This window comes from Paenibacillus sp. Soil724D2, from assembly GCF_001427935.1.
In the GTDB taxonomy this organism is placed as follows: domain Bacteria; phylum Bacillota; class Bacilli; order Paenibacillales; family NBRC-103111; genus Paenibacillus_E.
Genome location: NZ_LMRY01000032.1, coordinates 1 through 19,749, shown reverse-complemented (window position 1 = coordinate 19,749; position 19,749 = coordinate 1). Strand labels below are relative to the sequence as shown.

Below are 19,749 nucleotides of genomic sequence, written 5' to 3'. Positions count from 1 at the left end.
GTTCGTAAAATGAAAAACAAAAACGTACTGCCCACAGTCACTCTTTGGGCAATTGGCATCGTATTTCTGATACCTATTTACTGGGTATTGGTATCCAGCTTGAAAAGCGATGCGGACATTACGAAATTTCCGCCAACGTTTTTCCCAGAAACATTAGTTTGGAATAACTACCCAGATATTTGGAGTAAGCTCAAGTTCGGCGTGACCTTTACGAACTCACTAGTCGTGGCAGTTCCTACTGTTATTCTTACGGTGTTGTTCTCGAGTATGGCTGGTTTTGCGTTTTCCAAGAAACGCTTTCTGGGTAAGGATGTCCTATTCTCTGGTTTGATCGCGACAATGATCATTCCACCAACAGTTTTGATGTTGCCTATTTACTTCATTATTACGAAGCTAGGCATGTTTGATTCGTTACTAGGATTAATTTTGCCTTTCTCAGTAACTGTTTTTGCTATATTTTTCACAAAGCAATATATCGATGACATTCCAGATGAAATGCTTGAAGCAGCCAAAATGGACGGGGCAGGAGATTTCCGCACATTCATACAGATCATTATTCCATTGATCCGACCCGCTATAACTGCGCTAGTCATTATTGATTTCGTACAGAATTGGAACTCATTCACGATGCCGCTCGTCATTCTGCAAAGCGAATCTCATTTCACTTTACCGTTAAAGCTGGCCATGATGCTAAGCAATTCTGACAACGTTCCTTGGTCCAAAATATTAGCGGCCAATGTCTTGTCATTAATCCCAGCGCTTGCCGTGTTTCTCATACTTCAGAAGCAATTTGTTAATGGATTGATGGCAGGGGCTGTAAAAGGGTAATAAGGAGATACCGAGATGAAACGCAAATATAAAATCGCTTGTCTAGGCGATTCCATGACGGCATTTTGGGGGACAGAAATGCCCGAGCTTAAGGCTTCCCTAGAAAGTAAATTTCCGGAGCAGCCTTTTGAACTCTTCAATTATGGTGTAAGCGGAACTCGGGCGGAATATGGGATTTATCGTGTCTCCCATGACTTCCCTAGTCCGTCCGGAACCGGCATACAGAAGTGCCTTTCTTCTGTAAGCCCCGACCTAGTTGTTGTCGAATCTTTCGCCTACAATCATCGCCTGGATGGGAAGCATCGCATTGAAAACTATCATCAAGTATTGCGCCAGTTATTAGACGAAATCAAAGCAACAACACCAGCTCAGGTGGTGTTTCTCATTACGATACCGCCTGATAAAGAAAATTTCTTGGATCATATACCGACTTATCGGAACGTTGCCAAAGATTTAAGGCAGGAATGGGCGGCATACAGCGAGATGTACCTTCAAGCTGCAGTCCAATTTGCGCAAAATGAAAATGTGCCGTATATCAATGTGTTTGAGCTTGTTAGGGAAAAGGTGAGCTCTGGTGTTCCTATCCGTTGGTTTATCGACCAAAATGACCATATTCACCCTAGTCGATACGCTTATGAGCTCATTGCCGAAGAAATTACAGAAGCGATAATTCGTTACGACTTTATCAAATAAACATGTTCATCGGAGTAGGAGAATAATTCATGCCAACTACTAATCATACGCAACCAGAACAATGGACAAGAGGTTTGTTTTTTAATAAAAAGGCCTATGCGGATACGCAACTTCTGACGTTCGAGGAGGCGCGCTCTTTTCTCCCTGCTCCAATATTCGAGAGCCGTCCTGATTATATCGAATGTTACTGGCGTACATGGGAAATAGCCTATCGGAACACTTTCGTGCCAACCAAGGAAAGTGGATTTGTAAGTAATTTCATTGACGCAGCATTTAATGATAAAATTTTCTTATGGGATACGGCTTTTATAACGATGTTTTGTAATCTAGCTCATCCCTATATCCCGGGGATCCGTTCATTAGATAATTTTTATTGCAAACAGCTGGACGACGGGGAAATCGCTCGTGAATACGTGACGAATTCCGGTATCGAGTTCTACAAATGGGTAAATGCCGAGCGCAAACCACTGCATTCATTCTTCCATAATCATTACAAGCACCGGGGACTCGCGCAAATTAATGATCTTGACTTTGATGTGATGTACAAGCCAGATTTGGGTCGGACTGTTGAAAACCCACCTTACTTTAGACTGGACAATTTAAATCACCCTATCGTTTCTTGGGCGGAGTTGGAAAGCTTTAAGCATACGGGAGATCGGGAGCGACTGGAGCTGGTTTGGGAACCACTTGTGCGATACTACGATGCGCTTTGTTACCACCTTTATAATCACTACGGTTTATTTGTGACAGATTGGGCGAGCATGGATAATTCCCCGCGAAACAAATATTTGGGCAGTGGGGTTGATATTAGCTGCGAAATGGTGCTTGTAGCCCGAAGCTTAATCGAGATCGGGGGCATCCTGATTGATAAAAAATTAGAAGAAGGGTCTAAAGAGGCTGCCAAAGATCTTGCCAATCAAATCGCACGATTGGAAAAAGATGCTGGGACGTTTACGACAGCGATTAACACATTCATGTGGGATGCCGAAACTGGCTTCTATTATGATGTTAAGAATGACGGGCAGCGCGCTCCCGTCAAAACAATTGCTGCCTACTGGGCGCTGCTTGCTGAAGTCGCAGATGAATCTCAGGCTGCCAAGCTAGCCGAATGGTTGAATGATCCGAACACCTTCAACCGTGTACATCGTGTTCCGGTATGTGCTGCCGACGAGCCTGGATATGATCCGCAAGGAGGATATTGGAGAGGTTCCGTCTGGGCTCCGACGAATACGATGGTTATTCGCGGCTTGGAGAAATACGGATATCTAGATTTAGCCAGAGAAATCGCACTCAACCACCTGAATAATGTTGTGCAAGTCTATAAGGATACAGGTTCGATCTGGGAGAATTATCCGCCTGATTCCATTGACTCGGGGAATGCTGACAAGAAAGATTTTGTAGGCTGGTCTGGTATTGCTTCGACGCTTTATCTGCTGGAGCATGCGATTGGTCTCAAGGGGGACGCTTCAAGGAACGAGTTGACATGGCGACTTCAATCGGGAATGGGTACAATTGGGTGCAATCGATACTGGTTTGCCGGTAAAACCATTGATCTGATCGCAATTGAACAGACAGATGGGTCCTATCTCCTTACGGTTTCAAGCGATGCTCCAGTGAAACTTAACGTTTTGTATGGCGTCATTGAAAACAAGACGGAGGTCAATGGCACTATTCAAATTAGGATTAAATCTTGAATAGAGCGGAGTTACTAAATCTCTTTGCTTTGCAATGAATACGTGATTTTACTAAAATAGAATGTCATTAGATACCGCGTAAATCGCGGTATTTTTGTTGTACGCCTCACAGTCGCACAATCTAAGTGGTTCAAATCCACTCGGTAACTTTACCCTTTAAAGTGCCGTAGCCGAAGTAACCTGTCAGACTATCATATGTGTTTATATTCTTTGTCACTCATACAAACAAGCCTGCAGCATAATCAGCCGCAGGCTTGCTTTCGTTAGTCCAAAATGCCGGTGTTAAGAATCCTAATCTTAACTTTTGGCTTAATGCTGATCTTCGGATACTGCTCTCGCCAATTCATCCTTTCGAACAGCTTCGGATGATAGGCAGCCACCTCGTGCCCAAGCTGCAAGTAATCGCAATTGGTCTTCTGCAAGGTTGCAATCACGTTAGTTGCCTTTGTCGTTATATCAGCTGCGATTTCGTTTTCCAACTTTGTGAGCATTTTCTTCGTGTGTTTCTTATAATCTTCATGTCCTTCCTCGACTAATTTAAGATCCAGTTTTAACGAGATTTCAATTTCGCGGAGGTTGTCACCATTAGAGATAATATGGAAATTCCGTTTGGCATTCTGTATTAGAACCGTATAATCCTTTTCGTCAGTTTTACTAATAATCGGCTGGTTTTTACCCCTAGCGCCATTCATTAGATAGGCTAGCTGGGTATCCTCATCATTTAGATTGACTCCGGTATACTTCCCGTCGCTAAACAAAGAAGTACCTGCAAGGCGAGCCCCGTTCTCATAAGGCTCGAACCGATTGAGCGCGAAGTCGTTAATGAACTTCGCTCCCCCGAGTATATAGTGGACTACTTTGTTTGAAGGAATTCTTCCTCTCCGTTTTTCCTCATCCAATAAGCCTACCAGAAATTCCGATGCGGTCTGTTCTTTAATCTTTTTCTTAGACAGCAGCTTCGATAGATCGCCGTCATACACGGCTAAATAGCCATACAACGGATTGGCTATAAATTGGCTGGTCATATCTAGATAGCTCAGCGGCTGATCTTTAGCGAATCTAGTGCTAATTAGAAACAACCTGGTCCCCAGTACAGCAAGGACGCCGGGCATTTCCTTGTTTGTTTTAGCTACTGCGTCATAGAGGTTATCACCCTTTGACGCAATGTGTAAGTTATTCGGCCTGCCTCCTCCCTGAGCAACATGTTGAAGAGAGGAAATCACATAGTCTACCTTGATTTCCTTGCTGTCACCTTCGAAATCGATTCCGATAACGTCAACAAAAAGCATCTTCTTCAACTGAACCTGATCCCAGCATCCTGTCAGCAGCAGGCAGATGATTAGCGCTGCAAGCATTCTCTTCATATGCCGCTCCTCCTGGTGCCTCGCAGCTTGGAAATCAAGAGCAGGATGAGTGGCAGAATGGCGATCATGATGATCGACAGTTTGTCCTGAATCGAGGAAAACTGCAAAATGGCACTACGCTTGGTCAGGAAAAAACCCCCTATGAAACAAACGCATACAATCGCCCATACCCAAACATGCTGCTTGCCCAAGCCCTGACTGCGTAGATGAAGGAAGGCTTTAGCGGCCAAAAAGAAATACACATAGATCGTTGTCGATATAATGCCTACATAGAAGATGAGGAACAATATGTCAATGCTCTGCAGCGTCTCAAGTTGATAACTCTTTAATATAAAAATGATTGGCTCGGGAATAACCTTGAGCTGTGCCAAACTGAACTTCATTGAGCAGATCAGGCAGACCATGACATCGTACACGACCGTGCAGGCGTTCGCAAGCGATATCGTTAGAAGCAGCTTCTTTTTGCTCTGGGTCTTTACATACGGGTAGGCATAAAGGAGCAGATCATACCCGACAAAAGCGCTAAATGCGGTATATGCTCCCTTCATAACCGGATACCAGCCATCAGGCAAGACTGGCAGTAAATTTCTCACGTCAAGTCCGTAGATCCCACTAAAAACGACCAACATAAAACTAATGAAATAGTAGAAAATAAAGGTTTGCGATACATAAGCAAGCTTCTTCAGTGTTGACGTTGCCGCATAGCCGCACACAATTAGAAGCATAAGAATGATTGCCCACCTAGGCGTCAGCAAAAATACCCATCTTTTTATGATGTCGGTATAAAGCAATGTTAACAAGAGTCCGGAAAGGGCGTAATAGCTTCCATACAATAATTTGATGCAAGCTCCAATCGGTTTGCCTACAATTAGTGGGAGATAGGCATAAAAATTCCGCGCTGGATATCGGCTGCCAAGCCACCAAATCAGCACGATGCCTGCTTGTGCGGCCAGTCCGCTTAGCAAAACAGCCAGCCAAGCATCATGGCCGGCAACTTCGGCTTCTCCATGGGGTAAGGATATTATTTCCGTTCCAAGCTGCACCATGATTACGAGCGAGATCAGTTGTCTACCAGTGATGGTTTCTTCTTTCCTCATCGTTTCCATCTCCTTGGATGCCGTATCCTTATTTGATTGCTCGGCGCCGTTCCTCCCGGCCGCTTGCGCAAGCTCCAAACCGGTGCGCGAAACAGCGTATCCTTCATCTCGCTCAAGGAGAAGGGCGGTTTATAGTAAGGGAGTCCCATCGTATTCATTTGGCATAAATTTATGCAAATCATCATGAAGAAGAAGGCGAGGCCAAATAGACCGAACAACGAGGAAAGAAGGAGCGCAGGATAGCTTAGAAGGCGAATGGCGCTGCTCATCTCGTATGAAGGTATGATAAAAGAGGCCAAGCCTGTTAAAGCGGCTACGATAACCATTGTATTGGAAACCAAATTTGACTGCACGACCACCGTTCCGATGACAATACCGCCAACTACGCCGATCGTTTGGCCGACGGGACTCGCCAGCCGAACCGTTGCTTCTCTTAAAATCTCAAGTAGGAGCATCATCGAAAGCGCCTCGAATACCGGAGAAAACGTGACATATTTCAGCGAGTTCTGCAGGGTATTGACGAAAGTGATCGGCAGCAGCTGCGGATTAAAAGCACTGACCCCCACATAAAAGGCAGGCAGGCCAATCGTAATAAAAAAGGAGCAGATACGCAAAAGCCGAAAGATTGAGCCTATCAGCCAACTGATTTGGTAATCATCCGGGCTTTGGAAAAAAGACCAGAACGTTACCGGAAGGATGATCGTGTCCGGTGATCCTGCAGTTGCAATGACGGCCTTTCCCTCCATTAAATAGGCACGTGCGCGGTCCGGCCGTTCCGTAACGAGCAGTTGTGGAAATAGGCTGAATTTCTTCTCCCGGATGAGCTCATCGATAAATCCCGGCGCCTCGACATAGTCAATGTCAATACTGCTGAGCCTTCTTTCCAGCTCCTCGATGATCGCCGTATTCGCAATCGACTTGATGTACATGACAGCCACCTTCGTCTGCGAGAGCCGACCTATCGTATACGTTTTGACGACAAACTCCCTAGTGTTGATTAGCTTGCGCATCAGGTTGATATTTGTATCTAAATTTTCAATGAACGCTTCATTTGCTCCGCGTAAAACACGCTCATTGGTCGGGATATTGATGGAGCGCTCCTTCTTTAAATCCACCCCGAGCAGGTAAAGCTTGCTCTCTTCGCCGCGATGCAGCACGACTTTACCATACATGATTGCCTGAACAGCTTCCTCCAATTGCTCGGTTTCCGCATAGTCGAGAATCGACACGACGTCGCGGACCGCGTCCTGCGGACGGAGAAGCAGCGGCTTCAGAATAAAATCTTGAACGTGGGAGGAATCAATCAACGTATTGAAATAGAACAGCCTATATTCCATTCCCCCAATGAACAGCGGTTTCGATTGAAAGTCGCTTTGTTCAGAGAAAAGCTGTTTGAAATATTGCTCTGTCGCTTCAATCGATGAACTTGGCTTCACACGTTTTTCCTCCCATCATCACCGTTCTCCTTACTTTAACCCATAAATTCCAAAAATATGTAAAGGCCGATTTAACTGTAGCCAGCTATTCCAAGTATCAGTGCGTAAAGAACGTAAGTTTGAGCTTGGCTAAACGAAAAAAGCGTGCACATAGCACGCTTTATCTGCTTAACTTTGAAAAGTTCTCAAAATAGTCGAGGACGAACTCGTGAAACTTCTGTGCGGCCAACGACAAATAATGCCTCTTGGACCAGACCAACCTGAGCGTCAAGCTGCCGCCGAGATCGGTAATTGTCAGTTTGTTTTGCATCAATTCCATTCTTGACCTCCACGCCAATTCCGGGGCAAATGCGATACCGTGCCCTTTTTTCAACAGCAATAACGCTGCATCAACCTCATCTACTTCAATAGTCGTATTAGGTATAAATCCGCCGGCTTTCATGCATAAGCTATCCGTCAATTCACGGAACCAATACCCGGAATTTAGTCCAATGAATGATTCATCCTTTAGTTCGTTAAGGGAGACACACTCCCGACCCGCTAAAGGATGATGATCCGGTACGATCAAATGGATTTGCTCTGTCCGTAGCGTCCTCCATTCGATATCAGGACCTTCAATCTGCGCAAAAGTGATGCACATATCAATATCACCGTTCTCGACCATCTGCTTCATCACGGATATAGGTTCAACTACTTGGTGAAAATGCACATTCGGATAAAGCTCCAAAAAAGCTCCCAGCATTTCCGGCAACAGGTTTGTAAGCGAGACCGCAAGCGTTATGCTTCCACGGTCCAGTCCGGTCATTTCTCGGATTTCCCGCTGCGCTTCCTCGAGCTCTTGAAGGATTCGGTCTACACGTTTAAGAAACACTTTGCCGTATGCATTCAATCGAATATTGCGACCTTGCCGATCGAATAACGGAACGCCGACATGCTCTTCCAACCTGGCGATAGTCTTGCTCAGCGAAGGTTGGGTAATGTTTAATACCTCCGCAGCTTTCGTAATTTGTTCTAGTTTTGCAGTCGTTTGGAAGTATTGCAGCTGAAGCAGCTCCATGTGATACCCTACCTTATATATAGACTCGAATCTATATTAAATAACTTAATATGCATTATACATTATTAATGATCATTTCTATAATAAAAGTCAAACAGACTCAGAATTAGTTGATTAGGATCAGAACAATCATATATAAACTTCCCAACGAAGAAAGGAGTGGCTTGAAAAGTGGAAAAAGTTTATTGCATCAGATGCCAAAGCCTTGAATTCAAAGGGCAAGATAATACGATATTCAAAACGGGTTTTCACATTGAAGAAGGCATTTGCTATAATGTTAGCCTATGCAAGCCAAAGCCAAACAACATCCAAAGCCTGGGCGATCCGGAAAAGAAGTATGAACGAATTAAACCTTGAACAGCTTGCAACATAAGCCGCGGAAAAAAAGAGTGACTAATAGATTATGCACTCCGAGTGTACAATTAAAATCCATGGTAAAAAAGACAAGTTCATTAACCTAACGGAGAATGATAGTTTCATAACAAGATCTAGCAGGCTGCCGGTGATAAATCCGGTGGTCTATTCCGCTAACGGGCAGTATAGTTGTTTTTTTATCATCTTTATATCATCTTCATTTTATCTACATTTTATCTTTATACGGCGGTGTTACATTTACCTTGCAAGTCATTATAAGTCAAAGGATTGGTGAAAAAAATGAGAATTTGAAAACAAAGCTAGCTACTTATGGAATTGCTACCGCTGTACTTTTAGGAACAGGTAGCATAGCTCAGTGTAAGAAAAAACAAAGGAATAGGTGATTATATGAAAAAGAAATTATTAATTATGGGTTTGACAGCAGCAGTATTAGTTGTAGGAGCAGGAAGCGCCTTTGCTAGTTCTAAGTTATCATTAAAAGATAAGCAAGTAATAAGTGCAGGCGGAAAAGTATTCGATGCACCCAAAGGACAACCGCAAGATTTTGAATATAAAGGGCCGGGCGCAGAATACTTAGATTACGATAAATTATTTAGTTTACTTAAAATGGATGCCGCCACTGTGAAAGAACAATTAGCTTCGGGTAAATCCATCGTTGAAATTGCAGAATCTAAAAATGTTCCAAAACAGAAGATAATTGATTTCTTTACTGAAATTGCAGCAAAATCACAGGAAGAGTTTAATGCATCACAAGGAATTGAACCCGATCCTAGTAAAAAAGAGGCAATGATTAAATGGACGGAATCCGCGATTAATGAAAGAAATATATGGGATTTAGTTAACGAACAAGCTCATACCTCTCTAGCGGCTGAAAAAGAAAATGTAAAACCGATTCAAAGCGTACAAAAAAGTGAACAAGTCAATGAAATTTCTCACCAAGAAAAAAAGGTCTATGTGAAAGCCGAAGAGGGTATCCTCAAAGGATTTGGTGCTGGTATGTTAAATAACGCTAAACTATTTGAATTGTTGCAAATGGATGCAGCGGAACTACAAAAAGAATTAGATACAGGCAAGACAGTTATTGAAGTTGCAGCTTCGAAGAATGTATCAGAAAAAGAAGTGAACGATGTAATTATACAAGCTCAAGTTGAAATACAACTAAAAGCAGTAGAAAATAAGGAGCCAGGCATTACAGCTCCTCCAAAAGATGAACTAGCTGAGCTAATATCTAAAAAGGTTCAACAAGTTACTACAAATAAGTAAGTTTTATTAAAATCCATATGAAACCAAGATTTTTACGACTTAGTTGAAAGTAAATTATTAACGAGGAACGAGAGCTGAATAAGAAAACGACAAGGCTGCCGAGGAAACGTTCGGCAGCCTTGTTATGCTAAAAGGCAGTATGGCAAAAAACTGCTAGAAAAGAAAAGCTATTTCTTTAGGCTATTTCAATTCCAATAGCGTTTTAATTGCTGGTAGTCTGGAAATTTCAACATCAACTGTTTCAAGATAGATTTTTCTTCAATGCCTCGGTAACTTGAGAGTCAAGCAGATTGGCCGTAAACCAGTTCGGATACAGCGGCTCAGGGCGCGTCAATTGATCCAAGGTCGCGATTTCTTCTGATGTTAACTCCAGGTCACCGGCACTCAAATTTTCGTCAAGTTGAGCTATTTTACTCGAACCCAGCAGTACGCTGCTTACATGGGGCTGCGCCAGCAGCCAAGCGATCGACACTTGTGCAGGAGTTGCGCCGTGGTGTCGCGCAATTTCCCTTACAGTATCCAGAATCATAAAGCCTTTTTCCTTGTCATGCGGAAGAAAATCGAATCCGCTTAGCCGGTTGTTCGGATCGTTCAAGTTGTCGCGCGTATATTTGCCGCTTAAGAAACCGCTGGCCAGTGGGCTCCATACCGTCAAACCGACGCCGCTGTTCGTCATGAACGGCACCGTGTCGTGCTCAACATCCCGGCCGATCAAAGAGTAGTACATTTGTCCGTTGATGAAGGGAGCCCATCCGCGTTCGCGCTGCATTTGAAGTGCTTGGGCAGCAAGCCAAGACGGCCAGTTGGAATAGCCGATATACCGGACTTTGCCTTGCCGGACAAGATCGTTCAGCGCTTCCAATGTTTCTTCAAGCGGTGTGAACGGGTCGGTCTTATGGACGATATACAGATCAATATAATCCGTATTCAATCGCGCTAAGCTCGCTTCGCACGCGGTGAACAAATGTTTGCGGGAAAGCCCGGCTTGGACAAGGGCAGGACCCACCCGTAAGCCGGCTTTCGTGGCGATAATCGTTTCTTTCCTACGCGCACCCAGCAATTGCCCGAGTATTTCTTCGCTTTGTCCGCCTGCGTAAGCATCCGCTGTGTCAAAGAAGTTAATGCCGGCATCGAGTGCATGGTCCACCAGATTTTGCCCTAGATCCTGACCTACTTTATACACGCTTGGAATGTTCCCCGAGCCGAAAGTCATTGCTCCGAACGCTAACCTGGATACGATCAAACCGGAATTGCCCAATTTCGCATATTTCATTTTTTACTCTGCCTCCTAAGCATATTGGTTTCTCTTATCTTGGTTAAAGTATATCGTGCATCTGGCCATTCTTTCTTGAACATAATTATCACGTTTTTGTACAAAATGCTTATTCACCTCATATCGCATTGATCTTAATCCATATTCTGGATAAAATAGAGTTAGAACGTTAGAAGTTATCGGGTGTCTCTGAAAAATATGGATAGTGGAAGGTGAGACTGTTTGCCAAACGTTTCAGTAGTGACAGGTGACACTTCAGGGTGGTCCGATGTGAAGTTATCAGGTGTGGACTGTGTTCCTCCGCAAGAAGCTTTCGAGCCGGTTTTGTCTGACCATCTGCTTGTGATCCATCTGACTCCACAGCCGGTACGCGTGTTCGAGCGAGCGGATGGGTATTCTGGAGAAGGTGTTGCTAATCGGGGCGACATCAACTTGTTCTCGGCCGGCGATATGTCGTTCTGCAGGTGGGAAAAGGACCTCTCGTTTATTCGGCTGGATTTGCCTCCGGCCTTAATCGACCATGTTGCCATCGAGATGGAGCTCCCGAACGGAAGTGCTATCGATTTCGGTAGGCATATTCGGTTACGCGACGACCGAGTTGTACACTTGGCGCAGTGGCTGATGGCGGATTTGAAAGAGGGCGAACCGGGAGGCAAACTTTATACCGAGTCGCTTATTCGAATGTTGTCGGTTCATTTGCTGCATTGTTACGGAACAGTTGCCGAACGGAAGACAAGCGCGCCTCAACGACTGGTCCGAAAGCAGTTGGAGGGCGCCTTGGATTATATTCATGCGCATCTTGAGCAGGAGATTTCCTTGAGTGATCTTGCAGCAGCGGCTCATGTCAGTTCTTCGCATTTGGTTCGGCTCTTTAGGGAAGCAATGGGGTTCCCTCCGCATCAATATGTCTTGCAGGAGCGAATTCGCAAAGCGCAACAACTACTGCTCGGAGGAAATGCCATACACGACGTTGCCGTAACGCTCGGATTCAGCGATCAGAGCCATTTGCACCGCCATTTCAAGCGTATCTTAGGGGTTACTCCGCGCGAGTTTTTGCGCCAATCAAGATAGTATAAAGATGCTATTGCAGTCAAAGTAAATGAAAGTCAGTATTTTAAATGCATCGAAATCATCAAACTATGATATGGATTTGTTCAACTAACGAGGAATTATAGCTAAACAACTTTTGGAGGCTGCCGGCTTGATGAAACGGCAGCCTCCATTACGTTAACGGGCAGATTTACTCCACAATAAGGAGTGCTATTGTTGAACATTACCTTGCTTTGCTACGTCTTCTTGAAGGTGGATGCATAAGGAGGGATTCTTTTGAAAACGAAATACGTATTGACGTTAAGCGGGTTGCTTGTGGGGATTCTTATAGTTTTATTTATATCTTTTGAGATTGGAAGTCGTTATGTACTCACTCCGCTGCAAGATCTAAGTTCTACTGAATCACCGCAAGCGTCTGCCTCCATAGATCTTTTTCCTGTTTCTTCTCCTACGCCAACACTAGAAATAGCAGCGGCTTCACCTACTACTCCTCAACCGGTACCTGTCGAGAAACCATTAGTCCTTTTCAAAGGACAGATCGAACACATCTTTTTTCACCCTTTGATCGTATTTCCAGAGCTGGCCTTTGACGGAGATTCTATGGCGCAAGGCTATAATGACTGGTTCGTCACGGTGAAGGAATTCAACAAAATCCTAGATTCGTTATACCGCAATCAGTATGTACTCATTGACATTGGTTCGTTATATACGGAAAAAGAGGGCGTTGTCATGCCCAAAGAGTTATGGCTGCCCGTTGATAAAAAACCCCTCGTTCTCTCTATTGACGACCTCAACTATTACACCTATATGCGCGAGAATGGCAATGCCTCTCGGCTAGTCTTGGATGAACTTGGAGATGTTGCGGCTTATTTCATGACACCTCAAGGGAAACCAACTACGGCTCGAAATAATGAAATTGTCCCTATATTGGATGATTTTGTTCATGATCATCCCGATTTTTCTTGGCAGGGAGCTAAGGGCATTATTGCCCTAACTGGGTATGAAGGCATTCTGGGGTACCGCACAGATCAACTAGACTCACCTAATTATATGAACGCTAAGGAAGGTGTGCTTCCTGTTATTAAGCGCTTGAAGGAGACTGGATGGTCGTTCGCCTCGCATGGTTACGGGCATTTGAATACAGCCAAAATAACCTTGAATCGATTCAAGCAGGATACGCTGCGCTGGAAGCAAGAAGTGGAGCCGCTGATAGGCGGCACCTCTATATACATTTATCCATTCGGTAGCAGTGTACTGTCTGAAGATAGCAAATACCAATTCCTTGTGGAGGAGGGCTTTCACATAATGTGTTCCGTGGGTCCGGTTCCATACCTTGCTTTTAAAACGGACAGCATCATGATGGACCGCAGGCATATAGATGGCATAGCTCTTCACGACCAACGTTCAAGGCTGCTTCCATTGTTCGACAGCCTTGAAGTCTGGGATTCTATAAGACCGGGATCGGGTCCGAAATAAATAAAGAGAAGGATTTGCTGTGACAGCGAATTCTTCTCTTTATACTTCTGGAATTAATATACAATCAAGTAAATTTAGAATGATAGGAGGTTTCGACTTAAACTTAAAGTACTTCACACATTTAGGGGTTGAGTTGATTGAAGTTTAAAATTTGGATGTCTTTACTTATAGTCAGTCTTATTTTTCTTGTTTCCCCCAAAAATGATGTGAATGCATTATCTTGCACTAAGGTAGATGGGCGTAAGGAGAAAATGGAGACTTTCGGAGGGCAATATATGGTGAAGTAATTCAGATTAAGGGAGATAACAAAACGGCTGCCGCGGGGCAGCCGTCAATGCGAGGGACGGGCAGATACGTCAATGAACCATAATCAGATATTGATTTCGATTACAATCACTGGCATATTTTTCATACTAAAACAACAATAACTTACCAATGGATTTGGATGAAGAAGGCATCCATGAAAATCCCATTCGAGTCGTGAACGCCGCGGTGAATCGACTGAGTGATAGCATCTTTTCAATCGCCTATCATTGGTTCTTGACCACTGCGTATACGGACGAAGTCGATGCAATGCTGACGGCGGCGAACGGATGGGTTTCGGAGGATAACGTTTCGGCATTCCTATGCGGATAACATCATTAGGGTACTTGTTCTTACTTGAGATACAAAATTCAGTCTATATGACCCAGCTTATATTAATAATTTTCCCCGCGATAATAGCGCTTTAGTTTTTCTTCCAAATGAACGAGCTGCGCTTCCTTCTCCTCAATATCTTTCAGCAGCTTTTTCTTTTGATCTTCAATCAGTTTGATTCTCTCCGGCAGGGTTGAGGTTCCTTCGTTCACCTTATCATAATACTTTTTGATGTCCTCCACACTCATCCCGGTTTCGCGAAGACATTTGATAAAAACCAGCCAGCTCAGATCATCATCCGTATAAAGACGGTTATTCTGCTCGCTTCGGGCAGCAGGTTTCAACAGTCCCTTTCTTTCGTAAAAGCGGATCGCTCCAATATTGATCCCGACTTCCTTCGCCACTTCTCCAATCGTTAACATACTAACCCTCTTTTATAAAAAATTAATTGTTGACCTACACTTAGTGTAGCATAGTAACTTATAAATCGTTAAAGAAAAATCAAATTAGGGAAAGAAGGATTCGCATGAAAAAGACCGCCTTTGTAACCGGAGCAAATAAAGGAATCGGAATTGAAATCGTTAAGCAGTTAGGTAAAGCTGGATGGAAAGTCATCCTTGGTGCACGCAGTGCCGAACGGGGTGAAGCAGCCGTTTCCGAGTTAACTTCCAAGGGGTTAGACGTAGAATTTGTACAAATCGACATGGGTGACTTGAAAACCATCGAACAGGCATCCGATACGATCAACAAGAATTATCCGGACTTGAAGCTTCTGATCAATAACGCTGGTATGCCTGGCGCTTTCTCCCGTTCTTTTACGGATACCAAAGAGGAAGATCTGCGGAATGCCTTCGAAGTTAACTTTTTCGGAACCTTCCGTTTGAACCAGCGTTTGTTCCCGTTAATCAAAGATAACGAAGGCACAATCGTCAATGTATCGACCGACATGGCTTCTCTGGACCATATGCAAAATGCTGAATATACTTTAAACGCATTCGATTATAACTCATCTAAAACGGCCAACAATGCCATGACACTTTCAATGGCTTATGAAGTCAAAAACAGCAGCGCTCAAGTATTTGCGGTAACGCCTGGATTCACCTCAACTGATCTTAACGGCAATGCTGCAGGCGGTAAATCGAAAGAAGCCGCCGCTGCGATTATAGTGGGTTATGCGACAGATGGCAAACGTCATAACGGCGAATTCTTGGATGAGAAGGGCGTTTACGCCTGGTAACCCGCAACTGCCGGAAGCAAAAACTCTTGCCGCCCATATCGCGGACAAGAGTTTTTTGTTTACAAGATTCTAGGTAAAATAAATTAATCGGCCTTGATTAAATTGGATTGATCTATCCATTTTGTTGACCAGAATCATCATATCGTTATAACCGTTAACACGGAGCTGGCATCGAATGCAGGAAAATCGGTGATGAGGATCGAATGATGCAGCCGGAAGAGGTGCGAAGTTGATTCTGTTAACCCTAAAATTACCACAGCGCGCGTTCCTGAAAACCGCAGGGCGGGGATTTAGACAACGCCCTCAATAGAAAGCTATTCATGCGGAGGGAAGTCAGGCAACACCTCTTCGCCCAATTCCTGAACGACTTCGTTGGCAGGTCTTTGACCGTAGTATAAGAAAAACATTAAATGGTTGACTCCCACAGTCTTATAAAGATTTAACAATTCGACGAGGTGTTTGCTTCCGATTCTATAGCCTTTTGTTATGGGTCTCGGAGGTTCATTCGGGTCTTCGGCCAAGTCTAAATACATTGGCTGAGTAAACGGTTTAAAAACGCCGGGCTGATGAATCTCCACCAACTCTCTCCAAACATTAATCGAATTCTTTTGTTCGAAAGGGCTTCGCGGATAATAGATCCAACCATCGCCGTGTTCTGCGTTCCATTCCAAACTCTGCTGGGATTGGCCCGTAATTAATGTTGGAATTCGTTTTGTCGGTTTAGGTACAAGATTCGAACCGAATAAAAGATCCGGCGGATATTCCTCGTATAAAACCCTTTTTATAAAATGAAACGCCTCGACAAATGCTTCTCCTCGTCCGACATCAGAAATATTTAAGCCCATAAAATCTGAGCCACGGTCTCCAGAAGATACGCCAAAAATAAGGCGATCGGTAAACAATCGATCGATAGAAGCGATTTCTTTCGCTACACGCAAAGGATGTCTCAACGGCAATACGGCCGCGGCAGTGCCTAATCCAATCTTTTTCGTTTGAGTAGCGATATATGTCAAGTAAACCATCATGTCGAAAATTTGTCCAACTGCAGGGTCGCCGAATCTGGGATCCTCTAACAGCACATCGCGAAACCACAGTGCGGAGAATCCGTAGTTTTCCGCCTTTTGCGCCAATTCCACTTGATTTTCCATCGTTGGTGTCTGGGTACGGAAATTCTCAATTGGGACAAACAGGCCCAACGTCAATTCGCCTTCTTTGTAGATCCGATTGTAACCTTTGTGATTATCGAATGGATTCATTTTATTCACCTTCAATAACATTTTTGGTAGTCGAAGTCGTGTATAGCATTGCCGTCTATTCATGAATTTATTTCGAGCATTAGATTTAACAGTATACTCAGCTGTTTTAATAACTCAAATATACTCAAATTTTTCGCTAGAAAATAATCCGAAAATAAAAATAATGTAATCAATGATCAAAAGCGCGTAAGAGAGAAATGAGCAGATGACTGATGTATAGAGGATTTGTGGACCGTAGTGCGATATCGGGTAAACGAAAGAGCGCCAGCATGGAGACGATGACTCCTACGTACTCGATAATGGAGATCAAAACAAAAATAAAGGTTGTCATTCATCCGGGGCGTCCAAATGCAAATCATGATGCGCATTACATTCCATAATATCAAGGATACGATCAAAACGAATATGATGTCCGGCTTGCAGACGTTGGGCGTTTTCGGTCTGATCTATGCGATGACCTTTCTGATTTAGGTGAATTACCTCCGTTTTGTGTACCTAAATTGGCTCATGCGTTGTTAAGCTAACGCAGAACGATAGCTCAAACAGAACGAAACGAGGCTGCCGGCACAAACGGCAGCCTCGTTTCGTTAGCAGTTTAGTGAAAAAGGAATCAAGTGATAATAATAAACTAAATTATTGTGCAGACGGGGGGGCTTTGCTTCCTTGAATTCCTGAATAAAAAGTAAATATTTGGCGAATAATTGCCTAGTAATTAAATCCCCCTTAAGGAGGCTTACAATGACTGAAAACAACCAGTTTGATGAAGTCGAAGACTTCGTGAGCTTTGAAGCTATGTCGGCTATGACTGCTGCTAAGATGCCAGATGAAAGCGAAAATCCTGATGATCATGATCCGAAGAAAGATAATCAATTCGATAATCAATTCTTATATCCGCCGATTAATCCGCATCCCCGAAATGACTTAGAATAGTATCATCTGCCAATGTACCCCGACAATTAGTATCCGATGAAGTTTGTTTCTCGTCAAAGGGAACGATAGCTCGCTTGAGGCTGCTGACAATGCAGCCTTTTTTCACTTTCGGGCAGGTTACTTCAAGTTGAATTGGGAAAAATGAATCCAAATATCTCATAATACGAACGGGCAGTTTAGTTTGAAGAGACAAAAAATAAAGGATAAGTTCTCTACATATTGAATTTAAAAAAATACTCATGGTTTGACTGGTTTTAGTAAGATTTTCCGTCTATATAGTGTATGGGATGTTGAGGTGAGTTATGGAAGATAAAGAGGTGGTTAAATCTGCGAACCAGGGCGATTTAGAAGCGTACTCGGCATTAGTTTCTAAATACTCAAATGCAGCCTATGCAACAGCATTTAGCGTAATAGGTGATTTCCATTATGCCCAAGACATAGCTCAAGAGGCTTTTGTTAGTGCGTGGAGTAGTCGAGGAATGCTTAAGGATTCCGATAAGTTCGGAAGTTGGTTATTTACTATCACCAGACGTTTGAGTATTGATTGGCTTAGGAAAAGGCGTGCACCTTTAAACACTCTTTCGGAAGCCTACAATATTCCGACCCCAGTTTCAGTAGAAGAAGTAATTGAAATTAATGAAACAAAGGAAAAGGTTTGGGATGCGTTAAAGTCATTAGATGAGAAATATAGACAGGTAACAGTTATGTATTTCATCAGTGGATTTAATTCTAGGGAGATTAGCCAATTCTTAGGTATTTCTTTGAGTGCTGTGGAAAGCCGCATAAGACGCTCAAAGGAACTATTAAAAAAGGAGTTGTTTGAGATGGTTCAAGAGACACTGGCAACACAGAAAGTTGATAAGGATTTTGAGCAAAAGATAATTAAGCGTATAACGGGAGTAGCCTGCATCAATATCCCCGTTAAAAACATTCAGAAATCAGTGGATTTCTACATTAATCATCTAGGTTGTACATTAGTGCGGGGGATTTTAAAGACAGATGATGGTGGAGGTAACGCTTTTATAAAGCTTGGAAATGGACCCGTCCTTCTCCTGCAGCAAGAAAAGGAAGAATACAAAATTCATTTTATCAGGAATGGCAATCCTGCACCGATGTTCGAATTGTTAACAGAAAACGCAAAGGAGTTTTTCGCGGTTTTAAAAGAAGAAGGTGTGCTAGTAATAGGAGATATTCAGGAAAATTCATGTGGAGACCGTTTTCAAGTAAGTGACCCAGACGGGAACAGAATTACGATTATTCAATGTTAGCTAACTCTTTATTCTACAACATTTATGGAAACAGGAGTATGCCTTGCTGCGTGTCCTTTATTTCTTGTTAATAATGCTTGTGAAGACTCAAGGTCGCATTAAGCTAACGGATAACGAGAGTTCAACATAGTAAATTAAAAGCAGTCGATCACTTTAGATCGGCTAACGAGCAGTATCGGTATTAAATCAGGTACTAGATAAAGATAGCACTATTTAATTAAGCTATAACATCCTATAATTTGATTGAAAGTAAATTTGTGTTGGTTACTTTAAAGGGAGTTATAAACAAATGGTTAAGCTTGTCTTTCCTGTAGTGATTTCTTTATTGTTGTCACTGGTCTATAGTGTCAAGTTAAATAAGAATCATAAACTTGCCACAATAATCTCAATCGCAACAGTTATTAATATTGTTTGTTTGCTTTTAGGTACAGTTTGGTGGTGGGTAACTGAAACAGATGGATTGGGTCAAGTTATACAAATCATTATTTATGCTATATGTTTAGGTGTTATATTATTAATTAACGTTACTGCTGTCATAGTTGTAAAAAAGCGTAGAATGTAAGACATAAGGCTGCCATCGATGGGCAGCCTTATTCGTTCAGCGAACGGGCAATGAGAGCTAAATAAACGATAACAGGCAGGCCACCGTGGGAGCAGCCTGTTTATATTGAGCTAAATGGCCGAAACGATAAGGAATTGAAATTACCTAACTCCAGATCTATTAATCCAAAATAATCTAGAATTAATGTTACTTCCACGAAATGAATCTTATAAGAGGAGGATGCTGAAGTGATTTATATTTCCATAGTGATTCTA

The 19,749-nt window shown here is 43.1% G+C and carries 19 protein-coding genes; 12 read left to right on the top strand and 7 right to left on the bottom strand.

Going from position 1 to position 19,749, the window contains the following annotated elements; translation table 11 throughout:
- The first annotated feature begins 9 nt into the window (after positions 1-9).
- From ASG85_RS23955 to ASG85_RS23945, 3 genes are read left to right on the top strand one after another with little or no spacing between them, the layout of a single operon-like run.
- Positions 10-828, top strand: a complete 819-nt coding sequence (locus ASG85_RS23955) for a carbohydrate ABC transporter permease (RefSeq protein ID WP_057304357.1) — start codon at positions 10-12, stop codon at positions 826-828.
- A gap of 15 nt (positions 829-843) precedes the next feature.
- Complete coding sequence (locus tag ASG85_RS23950; RefSeq protein WP_060647942.1) at positions 844-1,521, top strand: SGNH/GDSL hydrolase family protein; 678 nt, start codon at positions 844-846, stop codon at positions 1,519-1,521.
- 29 nt (positions 1,522-1,550) lie between these two features.
- Positions 1,551-3,215, top strand: coding sequence for an MGH1-like glycoside hydrolase domain-containing protein (locus tag ASG85_RS23945; RefSeq protein ID WP_060647941.1), 1,665 nt, complete (start codon positions 1,551-1,553; stop codon positions 3,213-3,215).
- 263 nt (positions 3,216-3,478) lie between these two features.
- On the opposite strand, the gene ASG85_RS23940 is transcribed toward ASG85_RS23945, so the two are convergent.
- From ASG85_RS23940 to ASG85_RS23925, 4 genes are all read right to left on the bottom strand, one after another.
- Complete coding sequence (locus ASG85_RS23940; RefSeq protein WP_060647940.1) at positions 3,479-4,579, bottom strand: Ger(x)C family spore germination protein; 1,101 nt, start codon at positions 4,577-4,579, stop codon at positions 3,479-3,481.
- Positions 4,576-5,676 carry a GerAB/ArcD/ProY family transporter gene (locus tag ASG85_RS23935; RefSeq protein WP_060647939.1) on the bottom strand — a complete coding sequence of 367 codons (1,101 nt, stop codon included), beginning with the start codon at positions 5,674-5,676 and terminating at the stop codon, positions 4,576-4,578. Before ASG85_RS23935 ends, ASG85_RS23940 begins: the two co-directional genes overlap by 4 nt.
- Positions 5,673-7,112 carry a spore germination protein gene (locus tag ASG85_RS23930; protein ID WP_060647938.1) on the bottom strand — a complete coding sequence of 480 codons (1,440 nt, stop codon included), beginning with the start codon at positions 7,110-7,112 and terminating at the stop codon, positions 5,673-5,675. The genes ASG85_RS23935 and ASG85_RS23930 overlap by 4 nt, the downstream gene beginning before the upstream one ends.
- Positions 7,113-7,272: 160 nt before the next feature.
- The gene (locus tag ASG85_RS23925; RefSeq protein WP_057304351.1) at positions 7,273-8,169 is read right to left on the bottom strand and encodes a LysR family transcriptional regulator; all 897 of its coding nucleotides are present in this window, start codon (positions 8,167-8,169) and stop codon (positions 7,273-7,275) included.
- Between the two features lie 762 nt (positions 8,170-8,931).
- Here ASG85_RS23925 and ASG85_RS23915 point away from each other — a divergent pair.
- Positions 8,932-9,807 (top strand): hypothetical protein, encoded by an 876-nt coding sequence (locus ASG85_RS23915; RefSeq protein WP_060647937.1) that lies wholly within the window; start codon positions 8,932-8,934, stop codon positions 9,805-9,807.
- 241 nt (positions 9,808-10,048) lie between these two features.
- On the opposite strand, the gene ASG85_RS23910 is transcribed toward ASG85_RS23915, so the two are convergent.
- A complete protein-coding gene (locus ASG85_RS23910) occupies positions 10,049-11,080 on the bottom strand; it encodes an aldo/keto reductase (protein WP_060647936.1) in 1,032 nt (343 codons plus the stop codon).
- A gap of 222 nt (positions 11,081-11,302) precedes the next feature.
- Between ASG85_RS23910 and ASG85_RS23905 the strand changes: the two genes are divergently transcribed.
- The 3 genes from ASG85_RS23905 to ASG85_RS23895 all read left to right on the top strand — a co-directional run bounded on the left by ASG85_RS23905 (position 11,303) and on the right by ASG85_RS23895 (position 14,242).
- Positions 11,303-12,151 (top strand): helix-turn-helix domain-containing protein, encoded by an 849-nt coding sequence (locus ASG85_RS23905; RefSeq protein WP_060647935.1) that lies wholly within the window; start codon positions 11,303-11,305, stop codon positions 12,149-12,151.
- Between the two features lie 255 nt (positions 12,152-12,406).
- Positions 12,407-13,606 (top strand): hypothetical protein, encoded by a 1,200-nt coding sequence (locus tag ASG85_RS23900; RefSeq protein WP_060647934.1) that lies wholly within the window; start codon positions 12,407-12,409, stop codon positions 13,604-13,606.
- A gap of 435 nt (positions 13,607-14,041) precedes the next feature.
- A complete protein-coding gene (locus tag ASG85_RS23895; protein ID WP_060647933.1) occupies positions 14,042-14,242 on the top strand; it encodes a hypothetical protein in 201 nt (66 codons plus the stop codon).
- A gap of 62 nt (positions 14,243-14,304) precedes the next feature.
- Here ASG85_RS23895 and ASG85_RS23890 read toward each other — a convergent pair whose 3' ends face one another.
- Positions 14,305-14,664, bottom strand: coding sequence for a MerR family transcriptional regulator (locus tag ASG85_RS23890; RefSeq protein ID WP_057304344.1), 360 nt, complete (start codon positions 14,662-14,664; stop codon positions 14,305-14,307).
- Positions 14,665-14,768: 104 nt separating this feature from the next.
- On the opposite strand from ASG85_RS23890, the gene ASG85_RS23885 reads away from it, so the two are divergent.
- Positions 14,769-15,479, top strand: a complete 711-nt coding sequence (locus ASG85_RS23885; protein ID WP_057304343.1) for an SDR family NAD(P)-dependent oxidoreductase — start codon at positions 14,769-14,771, stop codon at positions 15,477-15,479.
- Between the two features lie 314 nt (positions 15,480-15,793).
- Here the strand turns inward: ASG85_RS23885 and ASG85_RS23880 are convergent, their stop codons facing one another.
- Positions 15,794-16,735, bottom strand: coding sequence for an LLM class oxidoreductase (locus ASG85_RS23880; protein ID WP_060647932.1), 942 nt, complete (start codon positions 16,733-16,735; stop codon positions 15,794-15,796).
- Between the two features lie 348 nt (positions 16,736-17,083).
- On the opposite strand from ASG85_RS23880, the gene ASG85_RS39630 reads away from it, so the two are divergent.
- From ASG85_RS39630 to ASG85_RS23865, 4 genes are all read left to right on the top strand, one after another.
- Positions 17,084-17,206 carry a hypothetical protein gene (locus ASG85_RS39630; RefSeq protein WP_268795900.1) on the top strand — a complete coding sequence of 41 codons (123 nt, stop codon included), beginning with the start codon at positions 17,084-17,086 and terminating at the stop codon, positions 17,204-17,206.
- A 267-nt stretch (positions 17,207-17,473) separates the two neighbouring features.
- Positions 17,474-17,665, top strand: coding sequence for a hypothetical protein (locus ASG85_RS23875; RefSeq protein ID WP_060647931.1), 192 nt, complete (start codon positions 17,474-17,476; stop codon positions 17,663-17,665).
- A gap of 302 nt (positions 17,666-17,967) precedes the next feature.
- Positions 17,968-18,933, top strand: a complete 966-nt coding sequence (locus tag ASG85_RS23870) for a sigma-70 family RNA polymerase sigma factor (RefSeq protein WP_060647930.1) — start codon at positions 17,968-17,970, stop codon at positions 18,931-18,933.
- A 289-nt stretch (positions 18,934-19,222) separates the two neighbouring features.
- Entirely contained in the window at positions 19,223-19,495 is a 273-nt protein-coding gene (locus tag ASG85_RS23865) for a hypothetical protein (RefSeq protein ID WP_060647929.1), read from the top strand.
- The last annotated feature ends 254 nt before the right edge of the window (positions 19,496-19,749 follow it).